19 protein-coding genes and 1 riboswitch are annotated in these 22,947 nt (G+C 42.1%); of the genes, 15 read left to right on the forward strand and 4 right to left on the reverse strand.

The genetic code is table 11. The features are described from left to right. Positions 1-116: 116 nt before the first annotated feature. Positions 117-1,370, reverse strand: coding sequence for an Nramp family divalent metal transporter (locus E4K67_RS19220; RefSeq protein ID WP_135549678.1), 1,254 nt, complete (start codon positions 1,368-1,370; stop codon positions 117-119). Beyond that, positions 1,367-2,665, reverse strand: coding sequence for a magnesium transporter (locus tag E4K67_RS19225; protein WP_135549680.1), 1,299 nt, complete (start codon positions 2,663-2,665; stop codon positions 1,367-1,369). The genes E4K67_RS19220 and E4K67_RS19225 overlap by 4 nt, the downstream gene beginning before the upstream one ends. A gap of 209 nt (positions 2,666-2,874) precedes the next feature. Beyond that, positions 2,875-3,041, reverse strand: a riboswitch (M-box (ykoK) riboswitch). Between the two features lie 229 nt (positions 3,042-3,270). On the opposite strand from E4K67_RS19225, the gene scfA reads away from it, so the two are divergent. From scfA to E4K67_RS19250, 5 genes are all read left to right on the forward strand, one after another. Continuing rightward, on the forward strand, positions 3,271-3,411 hold the full coding sequence (scfA, locus tag E4K67_RS19230; protein ID WP_135549682.1) for a six-cysteine ranthipeptide SCIFF: 141 nt from the start codon (positions 3,271-3,273) through the stop codon (positions 3,409-3,411). Between the two features lie 90 nt (positions 3,412-3,501). Next, positions 3,502-5,004 carry a thioether cross-link-forming SCIFF peptide maturase gene (scfB, locus tag E4K67_RS19235; RefSeq protein WP_135549684.1) on the forward strand — a complete coding sequence of 501 codons (1,503 nt, stop codon included), beginning with the start codon at positions 3,502-3,504 and terminating at the stop codon, positions 5,002-5,004. Positions 5,005-5,096: 92 nt separating this feature from the next. After that, entirely contained in the window at positions 5,097-5,783 is a 687-nt protein-coding gene (locus tag E4K67_RS19240; RefSeq protein WP_135549686.1) for a tetratricopeptide repeat protein, read from the forward strand. Positions 5,784-5,883: 100 nt separating this feature from the next. Next, positions 5,884-6,693 (forward strand): MBL fold metallo-hydrolase, encoded by an 810-nt coding sequence (locus E4K67_RS19245; RefSeq protein WP_135549688.1) that lies wholly within the window; start codon positions 5,884-5,886, stop codon positions 6,691-6,693. 20 nt (positions 6,694-6,713) lie between these two features. Next, the gene (locus E4K67_RS19250; protein ID WP_135549690.1) at positions 6,714-7,865 is read left to right on the forward strand and encodes a S1C family serine protease; all 1,152 of its coding nucleotides are present in this window, start codon (positions 6,714-6,716) and stop codon (positions 7,863-7,865) included. Between the two features lie 239 nt (positions 7,866-8,104). Here the strand turns inward: E4K67_RS19250 and E4K67_RS19255 are convergent, their stop codons facing one another. Then, on the reverse strand, positions 8,105-8,713 hold the full coding sequence (locus E4K67_RS19255; protein ID WP_206752215.1) for a TetR/AcrR family transcriptional regulator: 609 nt from the start codon (positions 8,711-8,713) through the stop codon (positions 8,105-8,107). Positions 8,714-9,017: 304 nt separating this feature from the next. On the opposite strand from E4K67_RS19255, the gene E4K67_RS19260 reads away from it, so the two are divergent. The 5 genes from E4K67_RS19260 (at position 9,018) to E4K67_RS19280 (ending at position 12,924) form a co-directional block, all read left to right on the forward strand. Then, positions 9,018-10,751, forward strand: coding sequence for a histidine kinase N-terminal 7TM domain-containing protein (locus E4K67_RS19260; protein ID WP_135549694.1), 1,734 nt, complete (start codon positions 9,018-9,020; stop codon positions 10,749-10,751). After that, positions 10,732-11,409 (forward strand): response regulator transcription factor, encoded by a 678-nt coding sequence (locus tag E4K67_RS19265; protein WP_135549696.1) that lies wholly within the window; start codon positions 10,732-10,734, stop codon positions 11,407-11,409. The genes E4K67_RS19260 and E4K67_RS19265 overlap by 20 nt, the downstream gene beginning before the upstream one ends. 253 nt (positions 11,410-11,662) lie before the next feature. Continuing rightward, on the forward strand, positions 11,663-12,241 hold the full coding sequence (locus E4K67_RS19270; RefSeq protein WP_135549698.1) for an RNA polymerase sigma factor: 579 nt from the start codon (positions 11,663-11,665) through the stop codon (positions 12,239-12,241). Further along, entirely contained in the window at positions 12,226-12,591 is a 366-nt protein-coding gene (locus tag E4K67_RS19275; protein ID WP_135549699.1) for a hypothetical protein, read from the forward strand. The genes E4K67_RS19270 and E4K67_RS19275 overlap by 16 nt, the downstream gene beginning before the upstream one ends. Before the next feature lie 111 nt (positions 12,592-12,702). Continuing rightward, entirely contained in the window at positions 12,703-12,924 is a 222-nt protein-coding gene (locus tag E4K67_RS19280; protein ID WP_135549701.1) for a Nif11-like leader peptide family natural product precursor, read from the forward strand. An 89-nt stretch (positions 12,925-13,013) separates the two neighbouring features. Here E4K67_RS19280 and nlpM read toward each other — a convergent pair whose 3' ends face one another. Further along, positions 13,014-14,408, reverse strand: coding sequence for a nif11-like peptide radical SAM maturase (gene nlpM, locus E4K67_RS19285; RefSeq protein WP_135549703.1), 1,395 nt, complete (start codon positions 14,406-14,408; stop codon positions 13,014-13,016). 154 nt (positions 14,409-14,562) lie between these two features. Here nlpM and E4K67_RS19290 point away from each other — a divergent pair, with 154 nt between their 5' ends. The 5 genes from E4K67_RS19290 (at position 14,563) to E4K67_RS19310 (ending at position 22,852) form a co-directional block, all read left to right on the forward strand. Continuing rightward, positions 14,563-15,681, forward strand: a complete 1,119-nt coding sequence (locus E4K67_RS19290) for an ABC transporter substrate-binding protein (protein ID WP_243454542.1) — start codon at positions 14,563-14,565, stop codon at positions 15,679-15,681. 35 nt (positions 15,682-15,716) lie between these two features. Further along, complete coding sequence (locus tag E4K67_RS19295) at positions 15,717-16,673, forward strand: NHLP bacteriocin system secretion protein (RefSeq protein ID WP_135549705.1); 957 nt, start codon at positions 15,717-15,719, stop codon at positions 16,671-16,673. 17 nt (positions 16,674-16,690) lie between these two features. After that, positions 16,691-18,847 carry an NHLP family bacteriocin export ABC transporter peptidase/permease/ATPase subunit gene (locus E4K67_RS19300; RefSeq protein ID WP_274594898.1) on the forward strand — a complete coding sequence of 719 codons (2,157 nt, stop codon included), beginning with the start codon at positions 16,691-16,693 and terminating at the stop codon, positions 18,845-18,847. Positions 18,848-18,874: 27 nt separating this feature from the next. Then, on the forward strand, positions 18,875-21,574 hold the full coding sequence (locus E4K67_RS19305) for an NHLP bacteriocin export ABC transporter permease/ATPase subunit (RefSeq protein ID WP_135549707.1): 2,700 nt from the start codon (positions 18,875-18,877) through the stop codon (positions 21,572-21,574). Positions 21,575-21,709: 135 nt separating this feature from the next. After that, positions 21,710-22,852 (forward strand): DUF7005 family protein, encoded by a 1,143-nt coding sequence (locus E4K67_RS19310; RefSeq protein ID WP_135549709.1) that lies wholly within the window; start codon positions 21,710-21,712, stop codon positions 22,850-22,852. Positions 22,853-22,947 lie beyond the last annotated feature (95 nt).

Here is a 22,947-nt window from a genome sequence, read left to right on the forward strand (position 1 = left end):
TCGCTATTGGCTTTTCTGCATTTAATTTATATATCAACGTAACAGAGAAAATTTACCACAATAAAGAGGAAGGTACTTAGTATTAAAAGTACCTTCCTCTTATTAGTTACCCTAATTCAAAAGCCAATAATGTTACCTGAAAACTCGGGGAATACGGTTGCAACAAGTAAAAGTAAGGTGAGGAAAATCAAAACAAATGTAAAGGACCAGGCCACGACATTGAAAAATTTCGTGTTTACATACTCGCCCATAATGCTTTTCTTGCTAGCAATCAGTACCATGAAGATGAGAATCGGAGGTAAAAGTACGCCATTAACGACTTGAGTAGTCAACATGACGCTATACAAAGACAAATTGGGCCATAAGACGATCGCTGCCCCTAAAACGATGAGAACAGTATAAAGTCCGAAGAATACAGGGGCTTCTTTATGCGATTTACTGATCCCGTGTTCAAAGCCAAATGCTTCACAAACTGCGTAGGCAGTACTTAAGGGAAGTACAAATGCAGCTAACATAGATGCGCCGAGCAAGCCAAAGCCAAAAAGCAAAGTGGCATATTCTCCAGCCAATGGTTTTAACGCGAGGGCCACATCTTTTGCTGTTTCAATGGGTATCTTGTTGGCGTAGAGCGTTGCTGCAGTGGAGACAATAATAAAGAAAGCGATGAACCCTGTGAAGAACGTCCCAATAAGGACATCCCAACGCGTATACCGATAATCTTGGGCAGTGATGCCCTTATCCACCACAGAAGATTGGACATAGAACTGTCCCCAAGGAGTAATTGTCGTGCCAATCACCCCTATGGCCATCAGTAAAAATGCTGGGGATCCGGAAAACGTAGGGGTAATAGAGTGAACTAAAACTTCCGGCCAGGGTGGTTTGACCATAATACCGGATATGACATAACTGAAAAACGTCAAGCAGAGGAGTAGGAGTATTTTTTCCATTTTTCCATAGTCTGTCTTGATGACAAGCCACCAGATGAGAGCGGCCATTGCCGGGACGGAGATATACTTACTAACCCCAAAGATTTCAAAGCTTGTAGCAATCCCAGAAAACTCGGAAACAGTGGTCCCTAGATTGGCAATCAGGAGGACACTCATGGCAAAGAAAGTCCACTTCACACCGTACTGTTCCCGGATTAGGTCAGACAGACCGCGACCCGACACTGCTCCTGTACGCGCAGAGATTTCTTGGGCAATAGCCAAAAGCACAGTGCTGATGAGCATGACAAAGATGAGCGAATAGCCATACTTGGCACCAGCTGCTGCATAGGTTGCTATTCCACCCGCATCATTATCAGCAAAAGCAGTGACGATTCCAGGGCCCATAACGGCTAAGAACAAGGCAAATCGTTCTTTCAAGTTCATTCGCTATGCCCCCCTTTTGCCTCGCGGCGTCGGGCGATCAAGGTGGTGTGACTTTCCACCCGTGGGCGATCTGGCATTAATAACTCCAAAACGTCATCCACCGTGATGATTCCTAAGACTTGATCTTGATCGTTGACGACTGGAACTGCCAGCAACCCATATTTGTGGATGATGTCAGTCACCTTTTCGTGATCGTCATAGGGGGAGATCTTAACGATTTTGGTGTGCATCAAATCTTTTAATGGAGTCTCAGGGGAAGCGATGATTAGTTCTCGTAGAGAAAGAACCCCTTCAAGGATTTCTTGTTCGTCTACTACATATAGGTAATAGATTGTTTCTGCTTCAGGAGCTAGCCGTCTTAATTCATCGATGGCTTGTTCAGCAGTAAGCCAGAACGGCAAACCGACATATTCGGTGGTCATAAGTGAACCAGCGGTGTCGTCTTCATATTGCATCAATTCCCGAACATCTTCAGCATCTTCAGATTCCATTAAGCGAAGAAGTTCTTCTGACTTTGCTGAGGACAACTCACCCAAGATATCAGCAGCTTGGTCTGCTGGCATTTCTTCCAATATATCAGATGCCCTGTCCTCATCCATCTGATTAATCATTTCCACCTGGGTATCCAATTCCATCTCGGTTAAGGCATCGATTGCTTGTTGTGAATCGAGTGCATCTAGGAAATTAGCCCTTTGTTTATAGTCCATCTCTTCAATAATATCGGCAATATCTGCTGGGTGAAGTTGACGCAGTTGTTCTTTTTCTCTAGTAAGTTGAAGAGATGATGTTCGGCTTTCTAAAGGTTTTATATACTGGCTACCTACAAATTTATTGTCGATCCGGCTCAGTAAAAACTCAATGCCTAACCTTCGGAATAAACCACGTACACCGATATCCACTGCAACTAAGACAACAAATTGATGGTCATCGTGTGACACCCACGATAAGGAAATGTCATTCACTCGTACTAGTCTGGAACCTTCTAAATCAATGATTTGTTTATCTAACAGCCATTTGCCAATAAAGGTTTCATCATCGTGCAAAGGGCACGTCAGTAGGGCATCAAACGTGGTATTAAGACGCAAACCCTCTGAGTCCCAAGAAACGACCCACTCGATAGGAATTAGAGCTGGAATCCTTTTGGCATAGCGTATGCCAGTTACTTGAGGTGAGACACTGTCCCAACGTATGGCCATGTCATATAATCGACCAATACGACGCCCTTTGGCATCCCAAATAGGTTTATTGGACAATTGACTGAAATAAAATTCTCCTAGAACCTTTAAGTCGTTCATTTAATGCCCTCCTTTGCGTGACGGAGTCTGGTGCCTACTGTCAAAATGACTCTGTCTGGTATGAATTGTAGTATAATTGCGCAAGTAATCAGGGTAAGGTCCAGAATCCATAAAACCACCTCCTTTAAATTCCCCTAAAATATTGAATATAATAAGTGAATAAAATAAAAAGACCTCTATAGCAAATAGAAGGTCTATAAACACGTTATCGACCTCCCTCCTCGTTGAGCTTTAGCACTGCATAGCGTAGAATTTTCTCAGCCACCTTAGGTAAAACCTTATGCCGGTAATACCTGTTCTACCCAATTGGCGTCTCTCGACATTTCTGGGCAGTGGCCTATGTCTAATGCAGGAGCCTCACCTAACAGAGATTTAGAAAATTTGTATACTTCATTATATGTATAATGAAGCAAATTCGTCAACATTTTTGCTAAAAATTTAATATTAGGCCAATTTCTAATTGTTATATCCGTTTTTCTCGTAATTACTCGAGGTGGCTAAAGGCTAGTGAACTAGACGATATCTTGGCTTTGCCTTTTTCATTGTCTCTGTGGTATAATCTAGATTGAATTAAATGAAGAAAGTATCGAGAGGAGGGTGTTTGAATGGCAAAACACATTCAGACCATAGTGAAAACAAACCTAAGTGCAACGGTGAAGACCGGAGGGTGTGGCAAGTGTCAGACTTCCTGCCAATCTGCTTGTAAGACGTCGTGCACGGTTGGGAATCAAGTGTGTGTTAAATAAACGCTTTTGCTAAATTTGAACATAGGACTCAGAACCCACCCCATTTAGGGTTGGGTTCTCTTTAATTGACAGGGGAGAAAGAGTGAAGTTATGTTAAATATATTTAATATTACAGGATATCGCATTAAGAAGAATGTTCATAGTTATCGTCAAGGAGATTTATTTATTGCGCATGATGTCAATTCTGGATCTTTGCATCTGTTGGATGAGGGAACATTTGATGTAATCAAGGCTTGCGAGGATTTGCAAGAAGTGGAGAAGGAGATTACTCTTGAGGGGATTAACCTAGTTCTTCATCAAGCGGGGAAACAAGCGCTTGAGAAGGAAGAATTATCAGAAATCCTTGTTGAACTAGATGAACTCCGTAAGGAAGGGACGCTTTTCTCCTTAGAAGCGGATGAAATAGCCATTAATTACCCGGAACAGCCAATTGTCAAAGCGATTTGTCTACACGTGGCCCATGACTGTAATTTGCGCTGTAAATATTGTTTTGCAGGAACTGGTGCCTTTGGAGGTAGCCGGACGCTGATGAATTTTGAGACAGGTAAAAGGGGAATTGACTTTGTTTTAGAGTCTTCAGGTCATCGTGATCATTGTGAAGTTGATTTCTTCGGTGGGGAACCATTACTTAACTTTAAGGTAGTTAAGGAGCTGGTTAAATACGGAAGGAAAGCTGCAGCAGACAGAAATAAAACTATCAAATTTACCCTGACCACAAACGGTGTATTACTGGATGAATTGGTTCAAAATTATCTCGAGCAAGAGGATATCAGTGTGGTCTTGAGCTTAGATGGTCGTCCAGAAGTTCATGACCACATGCGGCCATACTCTAATGGTCAGGGAAGTTACTCTAAAGTTACTCCTCTAATTAAACGGTTTGCAGCTAAACGGCCTGAGAGTTCACCCTATGCGGTTGGAAATTATTATTATGTGCGTGGGACATATACGCATTTCAATTTAGATTTTGATCGAGATGTTTTGCACATAGCTGATTTAGGTATAAATCAAATTTCAATGGAACCGGTTGTTGCAGGCCCGAATGATGCCTATGCTTTTCAAGCGGGAGATCTAGATAAGATTCTGGAAGCGTATGATCGCCTTGGTGAAGAACTTGTCATACGCCGAACGCAGGATCAGGATTTTAACTTTTTTCATTTCAATGTCGCGTTAGACCAAGGACCGTGTTTGATTAAACGACTTTCTGGATGTGGTGCTGGTCACGAGTATGTGGCGATTTCTCCAGAGGGGGATCTTTATCCATGTCATCAGTTTGTTGGTCAAGTTGAATATAAAATGGGTTCACTGTATGACGCATTTCCTCATCAGCTCAAGGCGGAGTTGGTTCAGGACTTTCGCTCGGCAAATGTTTATGCCAAGTCGTCTTGCCGAGAGTGCTGGGCGCGCTTTGCTTGTAGCGGCGGGTGTCATGCAGCTAACGTTTCCTTTACCCAAAAACTCACAGAGGTTTACACTTTGGGGTGCGAGCTTCAGAAAAAACGTCTGGAAGTGGCCTTCTATGTTAAAATCAAAGAACTTCAAAAAAATATATTGTCAGTTCCAGCTCCAGTTCCAGCACCAGATGTCTGTTGTTAAGAATTCGAAGATATTAAATTTATTAGGTTGGATGGTTAAAGAAGACATGTTACAATAATATTTGGAATTATATGGCCAAGGAGGCGAATTAATTGAAGAAAAGGACACAACGTATTTCTGCAGGAATTCTTGCAGTTCTTGTTAGTATCGCAATGGTTGGTTCAGGACTTCTTGTGTTTTTCTTTAGCGGGGATGATGAAAACCCCACTGGCACGAGTGCTTCGCAGACTGCTAATGCCACAGCAGAATACCAAGCCCAAAAGTTGCGCATCGATGCGATGGTTCAGCAGTCAAAGGTAGATCCTGAAAATGTGCCATTGCAAACAGCCTTGGGAAATGAATATTATAACGCAGGGGTTGCTGCCCAAACGGTTGCACCTGCTGAGGTGAAAGAGAACTTTAGTAAAGCTGTTGAAGCTTACCAAATTGTCTTAAAAACAAATAAAGATCCTAATATCATAGTGGATATGGCGACATCCGCCTTTTATAGCGAGAACTATGATCTAGCAGACAAGAGTTTTAAAGAGGCTTTAGCAATACAGCCGAATTTCATAAATGCTTTGATTAACTATGGTATTTTCCTTTCTCAAGCAAAGCAAGATTGGGCTGGAGCACTTAATCAGTGGCAAAAGGCTTTGCCTTTGGCTCAGAAAAGCTCGGATAAAGAGCAGATTCAAGCGATGATTAGTCAAGCTGAAAGCGAACTCAAGACTAATGCAGCAAACGGAACAACTAACCAGAACCCAAACCCTGCCGTGGATAATTCGAAGGGAAATTAAACAGTGAATCTACCTCCCATTTATATTAAGTGGGGGGTCTTGAAAATTTGGTAATAAATTATTGAACAACTCAAGGCGGGTTTGAACGGAGGAACTAGAAATGCATTTTACGACATTGGCGAGTGGAAGTTCCGGAAACGCAATTCTCGTCGGAGAGGAAAACCGACATTTACTTGTGGATTGTGGGATTAGCGGAAAGAGCCTATTACATAACCTTTCCCAATTAAACATATCGGACTTGGAAATTGAAGGAATTGTGGTTACGCATGAACATGTGGATCATATCCGTGGAGTGGGTGTACTCGCTCGTAAACTGAAGATACCAATTTATGCCACAAGTGGGCTTTGGAAGGTGATGAGTCCTTTACTCGGAAAACTTGAAGAAAACCAGAGAGTGGAAGTTCAAGAGTCGTTTTCCTGTGCAGGTCTTGATGTCTTACTCTATCCCACATCCCATGATAGTCGAGAAAGCTTCGGAGTGAAAGTCTCGCGTCCTAAACGTGAGAATAAAATGAACTTGGCGGTAGGGATAGCCACAGACAGTGGAATGATCACAGAAGAAATGCACCGTAATTTAAAAGGGTGTGATGCCTTTGTTGTTGAGGCAAACTATGATGATGAGATGCTAAAGAATGGGTCATATCCAGCGTATCTAAAGAAGAGAATTAGGGGACAATATGGGCATCTTGAAAATAAACAGTTGGCTGAAGGGCTCTTAGAGTGGATGACAGAAAACACGCAACGAATCGTGTTGGCCCATCTTAGTAAAGAAAATAATACTCCGGAACTTGCGTTGTCTACCGTTATACGTATTCTGAGAGATTCAAATAGATCAAGAGAGAACAGGGACGTGCAGGTGCAGGTTGCCCCGCGCCATTCGCCGCATGAACTGATTACGTTGAAAGAATAATAGTCAGAGGAGGGTTAGTCATGAGCTATTATAATGATAAGAATAATTATCCACGCAGAAGACCTGGCTTTTTTTCGACGATTGCAATTGCTTTAATAAGTGCCTTACTAGGCGGGGTTATCGCGGTGGCTTTGGTTCCATCTATATACGGTAATATTCAGCAGACGCCCACAAATCAAGTGGTTCTAAATAATGGGGCAACCACTCCAACTGGTAATACAGAAGGGATTACTAATTTTCCAGTTGCTCAGGTTGCCAAAGCCACCGGCCCAGCAGTTGTCGGGATTGCAAACTTTCGGTCAACAGGTGCTATGTTTGGTGGGAGTGGTCTGACGGAAGTGGGAAGTGGATCTGGGTTTATTATTGATGCAAAAAATGGCTACATTGTTACCAACAACCATGTGATTACAGGAGCGGAAAAAATTGTTGTGAGTTTGGCTGATGGCCGAAATATTAACGCCAAGTTAGTGGGAGCGGATAAGCGTACGGACTTAGCGGTAGTTCAGATAGCAGATACCTTGAATCTAACTGCCACGCAACAAGGAGATTCTTCAATTCTCCAAGTTGGCGAACCGGTGGTTGCGATCGGAAACCCAGGAGGACAAGAATTTGCCCGATCCGTAACTACCGGTGTTATTTCGGCAACGAATCGGATCCTAGAGATCGAGGGAGAAGCAAGTTTTAACCTAATTCAAACAGATGCGGCCATTAACCCTGGAAATAGTGGCGGACCACTTGTAAATTACCAAGGCCAGGTTATTGGAATTAACTCCGCAAAGAATCAAGAACCAGGATTTGAAGGAATGGGTTTTGCTATCCCGATTTCTGACGCCTTGCCGACGATTAAACAACTGATAGAAAAAGGGTATGCCAGTCATCCCGGACTTAATGTTCAAATCGATCCCCGCTATACTGCCGAATATGCTAGTCAAAAGGGGTGGCCTGCTGGGGCCTATGTTGCCAAAGTTACGCTAGGCGGACCGGCTGAAAAGGCAGGAATTCGTACTGCTGATATCTTAACGAAGATTAATGGCAAGGACATTAAGAATTCTTTAGGTTTAACCCGTGAGTTGTTCAAGTATAAACCAGGTGATACAGTCACTGTGACTGTGTTCCGGGATAATAAAACTGTCGAAGTTTCAGTTACACTCGTAGAAATCAAGTCGCAATAATGAACTCATATAGTCTTACGAGAATTCATCAGTAGCGGATTAGGTCATCAGACGTTTCAAGAGGTCGACGGAGATATTCATTACAAATTAATCAAAGAGCCAGTACCTTAGTTTGTTAAGCAAACTATTGGTACTGGCTCTTTGATCGTTATTAACAGGTATTACTCTATATAGGTTTACTTTAAGATTAAAGTAAATCATTAAACTTACATAGAACGTTTGCAGTCTTTACTTGAGAACTAACTATTTTTGATGCCGGAAAGTAGTAGATCCATGTGCTTAGCAATTTCATCTTTTAAATTAAAATCCGGAAAACGTATACACCATTCAAAAGTCATTCCTCTTATGCTCATAATACAGTGGTTTGAAACTGAGGCTATATCTAGGGTTGCTTTAAATTCACCTTGTTGGACCCCCAACATAATAATTCGGTTATAGATTTCATAGAGTTTCCGGTTATAGCTAAGTTGGATATCAATATTTACTGTTTTTGTTATCTGAGCTTCATAGCTGAGTTTTATCAAATCAATTCCGACGTCATTGATAATTACATCCGTAATTTTTTCTGTTACAAGAATTAGCATCGAAGATGGCTTTATATCCGAGGGCAGAGAAGTAAAAAAGTCTGCGTAGCCCAGATCTAAGTTATTAACATAGTCGATAATCAAGGAAAACTTTGATTTATAGTGAACATAAAATGATCCTTTAGATACGCCGGCCATTTCTACTATTGAATCCACGCTGGCGCTAAATCCATCTCTTTTAAATAACGCTAGGGCACTCTCATAGATTCTTTTTTTTGTTTCTGCAGCTCTAAGAATTCTTGAACTAGCATTTTTTTTAACCATTATCATGCTTTACTCCCTTTGGTTGACAGAATAATATAATAAAATATATAATGACCGTAGTCTTTGAACCAGGCCGTTGTCTAGTATATCACCTTTGGCTTCTACCACAAAGAGGTGCTTTATGTTCAAACAACCGAAGGGTTAAGGGCTTACAAGAGTGTATTTGAATTGATGAAGCCGTCTAATGGTTCGAAACTAACGAGATGAATATATTGCTTTTCCAGCTGATAATACCAGATATCCTAGGTATAAAAATGGGGTTTGAATATCGGATAAAAAGGGTATTTTTGCGAGGGAGGAGAATATGAAATACCAATATATTCCGTATATATGGCCCCTGATTGTCTCCGCATTTTGCTCTTTATCTCTAGGTTTGTATGCGCTGTTGAAAAGGAGAAATGCAAAAGGTGCTAAAAGTTTTATACTAAGCATGTTTGTAGTTACAATCTGGTCTTCTGCTAATGCCCTGGAAATGTCCGGTGCAAACTTGACCACTAAACTTTTTTGGGCAAACATGCAGTACTTTGCCTATTGCTATTCCCCCGTAACCTTGCTGGCCTTGTGTATGCAATTTACTGGGTATGACCAGTGGATTCGTAATCGAAAGGTTTTATGGATTGCTGTGATTCCTACAATTATCGTCCTGCTCGTATGGACGGATGGATGGCATGGCTTGATTAGGTATGATGTGCACATGGATTACAGTGGATCATTTCCGGTCATTGCCAAAGAATACGGCCCTGTATTTTATATTCATGCGGGGTACTCTCATCTTTTGAATATAACCGCCTGGGTACTTCTGATAAGGGCGGTATTTTTCAAGAATACAGTTTATCGAAGACAGGCGATTGCCCTGTTTTTTGGAGTCAGTTTAATTATAGTCCCCAATATTATGTACATTTTTGGTTTCAGCCCAGTGAAAAGATTGGATATAACACCGATTTTTTTTGGCCCGGCGGGTTTGATTATTGCCTGGGGAATTTTCCATTTAAAACTTTTTGACTTGGTACCTTTGGCGCGTGCCACAGTGATTGAGACCATGGACGCCGGGGTCATGGTGCTTGATTTACAGGACAGAGTACTGGATATCAATCCCGCCTTTGAAATGATTGTAGGCTATACTGCTGATCGGATTTCTACAAAAACAGTAAAGGAAGTATGCGCAAAAATTCCGGAGCTAGCTAGAACTTGTATCGACAGAAGGTTTACCCATCGTGAGTTTTCTATCAACTTGGATGGATTCTCAAAGGTTTATGAGGTATTGATTTCTCCTCTTAGCGACAGCAAAGGTATACTGATCGGCCGACTGGCAGTCATCTACGATATCACAGAAAGGAAGCAGGCCCAACAGGAATTTCTAAACCAGCAGAGGAAGCTTGCGGTCATAGAAGAGAGAGAGAGCTTGGCCAGAGATATGCACGATAATTTGGGACAGGTACTGGGCTTTATCAACCTTCAGGCCCAGGGAATAAGACAAGAGCTTTTTAATGCAGGGGTTGAAACTGCCGCAGCTAGGTTTGATAAACTGGTAGATGCTACTCAATCTGCCCATCAAGAAATAAGGGAATATATTAAGAATGCTAGAAGTTCTGCCTCTTCGGAAAAGAATTTTAGTACTGCTTTAACCAAGGATATCATGATTTTTGAGAACCAGACCGGCTTGAAGGTGGAATTGAAGATACCTAATGGATTTACTGGAGAAGAGCTGGAACCTAATATAAGGCTTAATTTATTGAACATAGTCAAAGAGGCTTTGAACAATATCAGAAAACATGCAGAGGCTGAGCAAGTGAAAATAATTGTTTCACTTGCTAAAAAGCAATTGATTGTCACAATAGAGGATGATGGTAAGGGCTTCGATAAAGCTGAGCAAAATTATGGAACTAAGACCAAGTTTGGATTAGACATCATGCGGGAACGGGCATCAAAAATTGGACTCAAAATAGATATTCAATCAAGTGTAGGCAAGGGGACTCGAATAAATTGTATGCTATTCAAGGAAGAGAGGAAAAATACCGATGAAATTGATGCTGGTTGATGACCATCCTTTATTCCTGGAAGGGCTACAATACCTTCTTGAAACCTACGGAATAAAGGTTGTCGGCGTGGCCCATAATGGCAGGGAGGCACTCAAAAAAGCACGAATATTGACCCCGGATATTATTCTGATGGATATTAAGATGCCTGAGTGTAGCGGAATGGATGCCCTGAAGCTGATAAAAGCTGAAATGCCAGACATTAAGATTATGATGCTGACCACATCGGAGGAAGATGAAGATCTTTTTGACGCAGTCAAGCAAGGTGCATCGGGATACCTGCTAAAGAACACCAATGCTAAAACCCTCGTGGATATGCTGACTGATCTGGAAAAGGGAGAAGCTCCGCTTTCCCCTGGTCTAGCTACAAGGCTTTTAAGAGAATTCAAACGTAACGGGGAAAATGAACCTAAATCCTCGCAGCCTCTTGGAGGGGGAAATAAAGAAGGGCAGCTTACAAATCGGCAGTTAGAAGTTTTAGAGATGGTAGCTAAAGGAATTACTTATAAAGAGGTGGCAGAGGCTCTGGGACTTGCTGAAAGGACTGTAAAGTACCATATGGAAAGAATTATTGAGCGTTTGCATTTTGAAAACAGGGCACAGGTGATTGCCTATGCAGTCCAGATGGGGCTGGTAGAAGATAGAAGAATAGATAAATAAATAAAAAGAACTAAATAATCTAGGAGCTTAACGGCGCTTAGTATCGGATAAAAGTACAGTCTCTTATATCAGGAGACTGTACTTTTTAATTTTGTGATACTGTACTATTCGACATTGTAAGGAAAAGGTAATAATCAATATAATAAAAGTATGTCGAATATAAACTTATTTAGTAATTTAAGGAGGAATAATGATTTCATAAATATATGCTCAGATTTATAAAAGTGGTTTTTGGAGGAGGGATTAAAAGAAGATGTCAATGTTAACTCAAGCAGAGGAAATATCTTTGATTACCCGGGCCAATGATGATGGTAGTGCATTTGATGAGCTTTACAACTATTACTTTCCTCGGGTTTATAACTATGTACATTATCGTGTATCCGATTCACATGTTTGTGAGGATTTAACCAGCCAGATCTTTGAAAAGCTGTTCTCCAGACTAAATTACTACCAGTCGGGAAAGGCGACATTTTCTGCTTGGCTTTTTAGCATTGCTCGTCATACCATAGTTGATTATTATCGCAGACAGGCACGGACTCAGGATACTTCCCTCGAGATTTCTGTAGACTTCATTGATTCTGAGCCGGATCCTAGCAATGTCGTTGCTTTTAATGAAACTCAGCAACACCTACTAAAGGCTTTAGCCTCTTTAACCCAACGCGAGCGAGATATTATTGCCTTGAAGTTCTGGAGCGGATCCTCCAACAGGGAAATTGCGACACTTACCGATATCAGTGAAAGCAATATAGCTGTAATATTATTTCGAGCGATGCGGCGGTTGCGCATGATCTTGGAAAGCCAGGGGGATAAGTATTTATGGCTGAAAAGATAAAGGCAGATAGTTACATAGCATACCTGGATCAGATATTAGCAGGAAAAAAAATTAATGTACCTGTTGAGGATGTAGAAATTGAAAAGCTTCTTTTGTTGGCAAGGACCATGATCGATGCTGATTTAAGTATCAACATTAAATTGAGGGATAACTTGAGAAAATGCCTTTTGGACCAAGTTGTTAGAAAATCATGTTTATCCGTGTTGTTAACAAATGAAGATGAACTAGATGAAGAGGCTTTAGAACATGTCACTGCGGCAGGACAAGCTGGTGAGCAAAAGGATATCTGTCCTTACTGCGGTTCTAGATCCATAAAGTCCGATGGAAAATGTACTTTTTGTAGTTCTTAGGGGATTCAAAAATAGATTTTTATAAAATGTGTAATACATTGGGGACAAAGACGTATTAACCCTTGAAAAGTGTACGCAAAGTGCATGCAATAAAAAATAGGAGGCTATAAAATGAGTGTTCAATCAGCAAAGTCATTTATTGAAAAAGTGAAGACAGATGAGGGGTTTGCCAAAAAACTTAAGGAATGCAAAGACGAAGAGGCGCGCATGGCGTTCGCGAAGGCATCTGGTTTTAATTTTACGGTCGAAGAGATTAGGAGCGAAGGGGAGTTAAGTGACAACGATCTGGATGCTGTGGCTGGTGGTAGTAGCTGGTGTTTATGGAATGGTTAGTCAATAAAAACCGTCGCATTTGATGACACAACTTAAGGGGCTGCCCTGAAAACATTCAGGGCAGCCCCTTAATAATTTAAGAACAGCGCTTAAAAATCAAGCGGACATGGCTTGGGAGTAATGATTCGCTGTCCAACCAGGAAAGCCTGGTCCTCGGGATCAAGTCTGCAGATGATAGTTGCCGCGAGCTCAAGTTCTCGACGACTTAACCGACACATATCCTCAGACGGTGTTGTTGTCGATCCGCAGGAACTTGCGTTATCATGCTTGCATCCACCAGCACAGTAATACTTGGCAAAGCAAACGGAGCAAACTGCACTATCTATTGTAGGGCTTTTTTGATATTCTTCCCGGTTCAGCTCTTTCGCGAAGATACTTCCCAATTTATATTCGTCCCTACCCACAAAACGGTGACACAAATAAACATCCCCCGCAGAGGAGACTCCGACAAGCCCCCGACCGGCACCGCAGGCATAGCGCCTTTTGCTATTATGGAGCAAAGAAATCAGCCCTCGATATAATCCACTCTTGACCATGAGGCTCTTTAGGGCTTCGCTGTCTCTGTTTTGGGTAAGACGTAGCCATGTTTCCGACTCTTGTTCTAGTGTCTGGAGGAGACTCTGGGTGTCTCGCTCCGACTTCGCTCTATCCGACTCTCCCGTAAACAGGGATTTAGAGGCCAGTGTAATAGATACCTCCGCAAAACCGATTTCTTGCAGGGCGTCTTTTACAAGTCGGGGATCAGTATTGCCGACTATTACGGCATGGCCGGGGGTATCGGGTAATGCTGCAAACAGTTTTTTTAGTTTAGGCACAGTAGAATCATAGGATCCTTCGCCATTAGCATAAGGTCGTTGCGTATCCTGTACCTCTTTGGGGCCGTCAAAGCTGATCATGACGGATACTTGGTGTTCTTTGATAAAGGTGATTTTTTCATCATCCAAAAGAGTGCCATTAGTAATAACGTCGAAATCAACTTCTTTTCCCATCTCTTGAACTCTTTTTTCGGCGTATTCCACGATTGCTTTCATTAAAGGGAATTTCAGGAAAGGTTCCCCACCCAAAAAGCCGATATATAGCCTTTTCATTTTACCCGATTGTTCCAGCAACCATTCCACGGCCTGAAAAGCGGTCTTTTCTTGCATGCTACTGCCACCTGCACCGTATTCTCCACCATCACCATAACAGTAGATACATTTTAGATTACAAGATTGAGTTAGAAAGAGTTTCATATTTATGATGGGAAAGGGTTCTTTTTGTGGAGTTTTTGTGCTTTTTTCCTTGACATCAGAAATTAATCCAAGCTTTTTAAGGTCTTCTTCCATGCCGGATGTCAATAACATTTCTGGCTCAGTACTAATTGTGTTAAGGGCTCGAATGGTAATTTCATCAACTGAGCGTGTGCTCATAGTTTCAATATTTATTACATAATGGTTGCCTTGATAATGAAATAGGTGAAATGGCATAATGTTTTTTTTATCCATAATATGTCCCTCTCTTCATTCAATTAATATTTAATACGTTCAAGTTGAGGATTCATTACAAAAAAGGTGTAATACTTTCTTTCATCTGTCGTAATAACTTTAAAGCTATAACTAGTAGGTATATTTGTAATTATTTAGAGAAGGTAGTGGGGCTATGTTAAGAAAAATGCGCCAAATCATGATTCTTTGTGCTGTAATAGTTCTTTTTTTAACAGGTTGTAGTCAACCGCAAGAACCCAATGAGATAGTCATAGGAGTAGCGTGGCCGTTTGAAACCAGTAATAACTTATTTGATGAGGGGATTGATCTTGCTGTCCAACAGATTAACAGTAGCGGCGGGGTTGCCGGTAGAGAACTTAGACTACTTAAAGCGGATGATGGATCCCAACTTTCAAAGGGGATAGCTATAGCCGAGTCTTTTGCGGAAAATAAAGAAGTCCAAGCTGTGATCGGTCACGATAATTCGTTTATATCTATACCAGCCTCTACAATTTATAATAATGCAGGGCTCGTCATGTTGTCACCAGCATCCACTGCACCAGATCTCACCAAGAACGGATATAAGTATATTTTTCGTGATATACCGAGTGATGATGAAATAGCACGACAGCTGGCGATCTATCTCTCTAAACAAGGATTCCAGCGTATGGTCATTTATTATTCGGATGATTCTTATGGTACTGGGTTGGCAAATTCCTTCGAAGACCAGGCTAGGGCACAGGGTATAATGATTGTTGATAGATTTGACTACTATACTGGTCCTGAAGATCTAAAGCGCTTACAAAAAAGATGGCAAGCTTTTGGCGTGGATGGGGTATTCATAGCTAAAAAAATGCCTGAAGGAGGCCAGTTTATTTTTGATGCTGGTCAAGCAGGTATAAAGGAGCCTTTTATCGCTGGGGACGCTTTGGACTCTCCCTTATTGTCAAAAATAGGTGGCAAAGCAGCAGAAGGTACAATCATCGGCTCAGAGTTTAATCCTTATCTAGATCGTCCTGAGGTAAAAAAGTTTGTAACGGATTTTTTGGCAGAGTACCATGAAATGCCTAGTTCTGATGCTGCATCAGGCTATGACGCAGTGAAGATGTTGGCCACTGCAATAGGACATTCTGATTTGCATAATCGTTCTACTGTTGCTAAAGGATTAATGAATTTAGGAAGCTGGCCCGGCGTAACTGGTCTCCATAAATTTAATGAAAAGGGCGATGACATCGGAGACTTAGTGGTGCTCGAAAAGCTACATGATGGAAAATTTGAATATATTGAGAAGTAGCGTGATTATGTATCTGCAAAATGGAGGCGCGAATCATGAGTCAAAGTATATTTCGTGAAGTATCCCTAGAGAGGCTTTCATCTCCGGAGCAACTTGATGAGCTAATAAAAGTGACCTCACCAAGGGCTTGGTTTGCTCTGATAGCTATGGGATGTATTCTTATAAGTGCCATAGTATGGGGGTTTTTAGGTAGTATCCCAACAAAGATAGAGGGTCGAGGGATTCTTCTGAATAGTGGAGGGGTTTCTTCTATACAGCATCATACCTCTGGGCAGGTGATTGATCTCAGGGTCAAGTCTGGAGACATGGTGAAAAAAGGTGATGTCGTAGCAAGGATTGAACTGCCTGAACTTGTTGCGAAAATTAACAGCCTTCAAAGCACTCTCTATGAGATGAAAAGCAACCAACGAGTCGATTCGCCTGAGTATAAAGCAGTAGAAAATCAAGTGATACAACTTCGAGAAGAGTTAGATTATAAGTCTCAAATCGTTTCACAAATTGATGGACGAATTTTAGAGTTGAATATAACTAAAGGAAGCTTCATCCAGCCAGGGGAGTCCCTTGTTACTCTGGATGAAGATGATGGAACGGTCAAAATGGAAGCTGTGATCTATGTTCCCGCTGAGCAAGGAGCGATCATCTTGCCTGGCATGGAAGCTCAGATCTCCCCTACTATTGTGAATAAAGAAGAGTATGGGTTTATGTTAGGAAGAGTTATTTCCGTCTCTGACTATCCTGCTACGACCAAAAGCATGATGCAAACTCTGGGAAATGAAAATCTGGTGTCTCTACTGGCGGGGCAAGGAGCCTCTCTGATGATTCGGGTTGACTTGATTCCTGACCAAAAAACTGAAAGTGGTTATAAGTGGTCAACTGCTGAGGGACCTCCTATGTCCATTGATAGTGGTACGCTTATTCAAAGTTCAGTGATTACGAATAGAGAAAAGCCTATGAGCAAGGTAATACCTCTGCTAAGGAGTGTAAAACAATAAAGGTGGGTGGCGATAAGGTGAAAAAGATTAGAAGGACTAAGGTGCCCACTGTTCTTCAAATGGAAGCCGTTGAGTGTGGGGCAGCCTCCCTGGCTATGATTCTAGCCTACTTTGGCAAATACAGATCGCTTGAGGAACTAAGGGTCGCTCTTGGAGTATCTCGAGATGGCAGTAAAGCCAGCAATATACTGAAAGCAGCTAGAAGATATGACTTGGAGGCTAAGGGTTATCGCAAGGAACCTGAGTCTTTAAAAGAAATGCCAATGCCCTGGATTATTCACTGGAACTTTAGTCATTTCCTAGTACTGGAAGGTTTTCATAAGGGGAAAGTCTTTTTAAATGACCCTGGTTCTGGAAGGCGGGTCGTGACTGAAGAAGAGTTCAGTCAGTCCTTTACAGGAGTAGCCATGACCTTTGCTCCAACACCCCAATTCCAGAAGGATACGAAAAAACCCAGCCTTAGCTCCTCTTTAATAAAACGCCTTAAGGGCTCAGAAACGGCTTTAGTCTATATAATTCTTGTTGGGCTTGCCTTGGTAATCCCGGGACTAGCCATTCCGGTATTTTCAAGGATTTTTGTAGACGATATTTTGCTAGGTGGAAGAGCTTCCTGGGTCGGTCCCCTCCTGTTAGGTATGGGAATAACGGCAGCTCTAAGGGGAATTTTAACTTGGCTACAACAGTACTACCTGCTAAGACTGGAGACAAAAATTGCTCTGACAACATCAGGACAATTTTTGTGGCATATTTTAAGGTTGCCAACGGAATTTTTCTCTCAGAGATTTGCCGGGGATATAACATCTAGGATGCAGAGTAATGATAGGGTAGCTAAACTACTGTCGGGACAACTGGCCACCACAGCCTTAAATCTCGTGATGATAATCTTTTATTTTGCTTTAATGTTGCAGTATAACGTTATCTTAGCCTCAGTAGGGTTAGTTATTGCTCTCATCAATGGCCTATATTTAAAATTCATTTCTGTTAAAAGAGTAGACCAGAACAAAAAGCTATTAAAAGACCGAGGTAAACAAGTTGGGGTAGGCATGGCTGGGCTACAAATCATAGAGACTTTAAAAGCAACAGGGTCAGAATCGGACTTCTTTGCCAAGTGGTCAGGATATCAAGCAAAAGCACTAAATTCTGAACAGGAACTAGGGGTATCTTCTCAATTTTTAACAGCCTTTCCCACGTTTCTGACAGGAATAAATAACACGATTGTATTAGCTCTAGGCGGTTTTTTAATCATGGAAGGGCAAATGACCATCGGTATGCTGGTAGCCTTTCAAAGCCTCATGGCTAGTTTTATGAGTCCGGTGACAGGAATGGTAGGACTAGGGTCCGAGCTCCAGGAAGTGGAAGGGGAAATGAATCGTTTAGACGATGTCTTAAAATATCCTGTAGATCAAGATGCTAAGGGCGAACGGGGAGAGACAACTCCTTATTCTGGGCAAAAGCTAGAGGGGTATATAGAACTCAGTGAAATAACCTTTGGCTACAGTTCACTGGAGCCTCCATTAATTGAGGAGTTTAGCTTATCGCTTAGGCCGGGATCTCGAGTAGCTCTGGTTGGTGGTTCAGGTAGCGGGAAATCTACTGTGGCCAAAATAATCGCTGGAATTTACCGACCCTGGTCCGGAAGTATTTTATTTGATGGTCAACCACGCACATCCTTTCAGAGAACTACTATTAGTAATTCCTTGGCCATGGTGGATCAGGAAATCAGTATGTTCCAGGGGACAGTACGAGACAATATTACCTTGTGGGATGAGACAATTTCAGAATTTGAGATGATCCGTGCTGCCAAAGGAGCCTGCATCCATGATGATATTACAGCTCGATCTGGGGGATATGACCAACAAGTGGAGGAAAGCGGAAAAAACTTTAGCGGTGGACAAAGGCAAAGGCTAGAGATAGCCCGGGCTTTGGCACAAAACCCAACGATTATGATCATGGACGAAGCCACCAGTGCCCTTGACCCAGTTACAGAAAAAAATATTGATGAAAACATTCGACGTCGTGGTTGTACCTGCATTATTGTGGCGCACCGTCTGAGTACAATTCGGGATTGTGACGAAATCATCGTCCTCGAGAAGGGGAAAATTACGGAAAGAGGTACTCACGAGGAATTGAAGGATCGTGCTGGAATTTATGCCAAGCTGATTCAAACTGGTTAATTTACGAATTTAAAGCGGGTGAGTAAAATGAAGGTTTTGGATTTTTTTATACAAGAAGGCACTCCACTTTCTATTGCAGGCAACAAGCCTCAGATTTTAGATGATGCTAGCTATGTATGGATTGTCGGGCAAGGGAAGATTTCTGTTTTCATAACGAACCTATCCAAGGATAACAGGCCAGGGGTAAAAAACTTTCTATTTGAAGCTATGCCTAGAGATTTACTTTTTGGGATTGAGCCTGAAGGTTTTCCTGATAAAAAAGGTTTCCTAGCCTCTGGTTTAATCGGTTCTAGCTTGATACGCCTTAAGGTAAAACAGTTAGGAGAACTATTAGTAGGAGAAACATTGGAAGAAGTCACGAAACTGGTGGAGCACTGGCTTAAAGCCTTAGCTAAAATCAGTAATAATGACAATATTGCACGAGTAGAGAATGCGTCTGCGCAAGAGCAGTTATTGAGTAAGATTGGACCTTTAAGCGACCCTTTGGTTATGAGGGATTTTCATAGTCAGGTTCTTCAGTCGACGACTGAGCTGTGGGAAAAGCAAAATCAAGCGGAGAAAATTCATTTACAAGAAAAGGAAAGCTACCATAATCGCCTGATGTTAAACTCCATCTCTAGATTAGCAGCCATTAAAAATAAAACAGACAGTCTGGAGGAAGCAAGTGGAGATTTTCTGCTAGATGCTTGCCGTCTGGTTGGTCAGAGCATAAAAATCGAGATCGTTTCACCCCCAAGTAGTCCTGGGAGTCAAATTAATTCTCATTTAGAGGACATAACTCGAGCCTCGCGTATTCGAACAAGGGAAGTGGCTTTGCAAGGAGAATGGTACAAACAAGACAGTGGTCCCATTCTGGGCTATATGAAGGAAGATGATAGACCAATCGCTTTAATCCCCGCATCCCCTTCAAACTATATATTACACGATCTCGCTTTGGGGATAGAAAAGGTTGTGGACAAGGAAACTGCTGGTAACGTCAAACCTTTTGGTTTTGTTTTCTATCGCCCGTTTGATCCCAAGAAAATAACTCTTCGGGAGCTTTTATACTTTGGCTATAAAAGCTCCTGGAAGCAAGACTTAGTCATGATAGCCCTGATGGGCGTCCTGGGAGGCATGCTCGGTACTGCAATTCCCTTAGCGACAGGCATCGTTTTCAACAGTATTATTCCTGAAGGGGAAAGGGGCCAGTTACTGCAAATCGCTTTTTTTCTCGGGGCAAGTGCCCTAGCTACGATGCTCTTCCAATTTACCCGTTCTCTAGCCACGCTGCGCATGGAAGGTAAAATGGAAGGCTCTATTCAGGCTGCTGTATGGGATCGACTACTAAGTCTACCAGTACCTTTTTTTATGCAGTTTTCTGCAGGAGAACTAGCAATGCGGGCTATGGGTATCAGCCAGATTCGAATGATTCTTTCAGGAGTGACTTTAAATACAATTCTATCCAGTATCTTTTCTATCTTTACCTTTGGGTTACTTTTTTACTATGATATTAAACTAGCCGGGGTAGCTGCTGTATTGGTCGCCTTAGCCATCCTTGTTATGGGTTCTTTAGGTTACTTGCAGGTGCGTTACGAGCGTAAAGTACTAGAGATCTCCAATAACATATCTGGCATGATGTTGCAGTTCATTGGAGGGATAACTAAATTTCGGGTAGCAGGAGCAGAAAGCAGAGCTTTTCACCGCTGGTCAAAAGAGTTTGGCGCTCAACGGAAGTTAGCCTTTAAAAGAGAGACACTGGGCAACTGGCTAACAACTTTTAATGCTATTTTTCCCATCTTATCGAGCATGGTCATTTTTTATACTCTGACTTCATCAACAAGTACTTTGTCACCAGGTCAGTTTATTGCTTTTAATTCCGCCTTTATTTCCTTTATGTTTTCTATGCTTTCTTTGTCGGAGTCCTTAATTAGCGCTAACATGGTTATCCCGTTATATCAAAGGGCTAAGCCAATCTTGGAAACGTTACCCGAATATGATGATACCAAGATAAACCCGAAGCCCCTTACGGGCTCTCTTGAAGTTAGCCATGTGTCGTTTCGCTATAAAGAAGAGGGTCCCTTAGTATTGAAAGATGTCTCTTTTCAAATTGATGAAGGGGATTATGTAGCCTTGGTGGGTACTTCAGGGTGTGGTAAGTCAACCTTGTTTAGAGTCTTGTTGGGCTTTGAAAAACCTGAGACAGGGACAGTTTATTACAATGGGCAAGACCTGTCTAAAGTAGATATCCGAGCTATACGCAAACAATTGGGCGTGGTGTTGCAAAATGGTCAACTCATGTCGGGAGATATCTTTAGCAATATTATAGGCGCGGACCCTCACCTGACGAGAGATGACGCTTGGGAAGCAGCCAGGATGGCTGGCATTTTGGAAGACATCCTGGAAATGCCTATGGGTTTGCATACCTTCATCAGCGAGGGAACAGGTGCAATCTCCGGTGGGCAAAAGCAACGCTTGATGATCGCTCGAGCTATCATCAAAAAACCCAAAATTCTTTTCTTTGATGAAGCGACTAGCGCTCTAGATAATCGAACCCAAGCCATCGTCAGCAAAAGCCTTGACCAGCTTCAGGCCACACGAGTAGTTATTGCCCATCGCCTGAGCACTATTATTAACTGCAATAAGATCCTCGTTATGGATCAGGGAAAGATTGTGGAGAGAGGGACTTACCAAGAGCTTATGGAGAATGAAGGGATTTTTGCTGACCTTGCTAAGAGGCAGCTAGCATAGAGACTCTTAAAAAGGAAGGTCTTCGTTTAGGAGGTAATGTCGCCTTTCTCCTGCCCTTGTAGCCCTTTAAGGAAAGGGATAAGGGCAAAATGCAAGGTTGGCATATCAAGAAAATATTGTGTTGGAAGGAGACCAATGGATAAGAAAGTATTGAGAAGGAATGTTCTTAAAGAACTCGGGGCAACAGAAGAAGAAATGGATGAACTACTTCATTATAATGAAAATATTTTTTATAGACAGAACGAATTTAGTCGTTCGAGTTTCCCCCTTCCAGATGAACAATTTGTAGCTGCGTGGGAAAATTATGCTCTTGAGGCAGAGGTGAATGGGGTTTATGCCACCCTACGTAACTATTTAGTGCAGCTTCAATTTCCCATTCAGAAAGGCATAAGCGCAACAGAACGCTATAAGGCCGTTATTAATGCTGGAAGAGAGTTGGCTGAAGGGGAAGGAGGACTCTATCTCGAAAAGCCAGAATTATTAGAGTTAGTGATCCATTCATCGTCAGCTGGCAAAATACCGCTTTTAATTACCAGGCACCGCAATGATTTTGTGTCACTGGTTAGGGCACTAACCATGAGGAATGAGCCTAAGCCAGTTGCAGATTCAATGGGAGCACAAATGATCTCTGGGTATAATAATTGGGGACGAATCAGAGACTATCGAAGGAGGTGGGAGGGCAAAGGGAAGGCGGAAAGTGAAGGGAATTGGCAACAAGAGTTCCAGCGCTTGATTCCCCAAAAAGAGCTTTATCAAGATCGCTTCATAATTTTAAGTGACGGCTATTATAGTGCGGTTCAGCCTTCAGAACTAGGACTCTCCCCTGAGGCGTGGAGAGAGGCTTCTCTGGTTATTAGGCGTGAACATGAGTGCGCCCATTACTTTACACGTCGGTTTTATTCTTCGATGCGCAATAACATGTTGGATGAGCTAATTGTTGATTATATGGGAATTACTGAGGCAATGGGAACTTATCAAGCCGATTGGTTCTTACGGTTTGTCGGACTAGAAGATTTTCCAGCACTCAGAACGGGGGGGCGGATTTATAATTATCGTGGAACACCACCATTATCTGACGGAGCTTTCGAGATCCTCAAAAAATTAGTAAAGGCTTCCGCGGAGACGTTGGAAAGTTCCCATACTCTCTTACAGGAAAAAATCAATCTTCCTGGAGGACGCATCAAGATGCTTCTAGCCTTGGCACAATTAACATTAGAGGAATTAGCGTCCAGTGAAAGTGAATTGTTACTTAAAAAGGCCTTTTACTACGTTTGTTAGTTGAAGGAGGAAGACAACAGTGATTTAGGTCGGCATTGACAACGGACGGTCTTCTTTAGGAGTCCGACTAGTCAAGACAGCCATGACCAATGTGC

It is taken from the genome of Desulfosporosinus fructosivorans (assembly GCF_004766045.1).
Taxonomy (GTDB): domain Bacteria; phylum Bacillota; class Desulfitobacteriia; order Desulfitobacteriales; family Desulfitobacteriaceae; genus Desulfosporosinus; species Desulfosporosinus fructosivorans.

Excerpts from the sequence above, each read along its gene's own strand:
- E4K67_RS19250 (WP_135549690.1), top strand. The coding sequence starts at position 6,714 with ATGAGCTATTATAATGATAAGAATAATTATCCACGCAGAAGACCTGGC.
- nlpM (WP_135549703.1), bottom strand. The coding sequence starts at position 14,408 with ATGGATAAAAAAAACATTATGCCATTTCACCTATTTCATTATCAAGGC.
- scfA (WP_135549682.1), top strand. The coding sequence starts at position 3,271 with ATGGCAAAACACATTCAGACCATAGTGAAAACAAACCTAAGTGCAACG.
- E4K67_RS19275 (WP_135549699.1), top strand. The coding sequence starts at position 12,226 with ATGGCTGAAAAGATAAAGGCAGATAGTTACATAGCATACCTGGATCAG.
- E4K67_RS19245 (WP_135549688.1), top strand. The coding sequence starts at position 5,884 with ATGCATTTTACGACATTGGCGAGTGGAAGTTCCGGAAACGCAATTCTC.
- E4K67_RS19290 (WP_243454542.1), top strand. The coding sequence starts at position 14,563 with ATGTTAAGAAAAATGCGCCAAATCATGATTCTTTGTGCTGTAATAGTT.
- E4K67_RS19265 (WP_135549696.1), top strand. The coding sequence starts at position 10,732 with ATGAAATTGATGCTGGTTGATGACCATCCTTTATTCCTGGAAGGGCTA.
- E4K67_RS19280 (WP_135549701.1), top strand. The coding sequence starts at position 12,703 with ATGAGTGTTCAATCAGCAAAGTCATTTATTGAAAAAGTGAAGACAGAT.
- E4K67_RS19295 (WP_135549705.1), top strand. The coding sequence starts at position 15,717 with ATGAGTCAAAGTATATTTCGTGAAGTATCCCTAGAGAGGCTTTCATCT.
- E4K67_RS19310 (WP_135549709.1), top strand. The coding sequence starts at position 21,710 with ATGGATAAGAAAGTATTGAGAAGGAATGTTCTTAAAGAACTCGGGGCA.
- scfB (WP_135549684.1), top strand. The coding sequence starts at position 3,502 with ATGTTAAATATATTTAATATTACAGGATATCGCATTAAGAAGAATGTT.
- E4K67_RS19255 (WP_206752215.1), bottom strand. The coding sequence starts at position 8,713 with ATGGTTAAAAAAAATGCTAGTTCAAGAATTCTTAGAGCTGCAGAAACA.
- E4K67_RS19270 (WP_135549698.1), top strand. The coding sequence starts at position 11,663 with ATGTCAATGTTAACTCAAGCAGAGGAAATATCTTTGATTACCCGGGCC.
- E4K67_RS19220 (WP_135549678.1), bottom strand. The coding sequence starts at position 1,370 with ATGAACTTGAAAGAACGATTTGCCTTGTTCTTAGCCGTTATGGGCCCT.
- E4K67_RS19225 (WP_135549680.1), bottom strand. The coding sequence starts at position 2,665 with ATGAACGACTTAAAGGTTCTAGGAGAATTTTATTTCAGTCAATTGTCC.
- E4K67_RS19260 (WP_135549694.1), top strand. The coding sequence starts at position 9,018 with ATGAAATACCAATATATTCCGTATATATGGCCCCTGATTGTCTCCGCA.
- E4K67_RS19305 (WP_135549707.1), top strand. The coding sequence starts at position 18,875 with ATGAAGGTTTTGGATTTTTTTATACAAGAAGGCACTCCACTTTCTATT.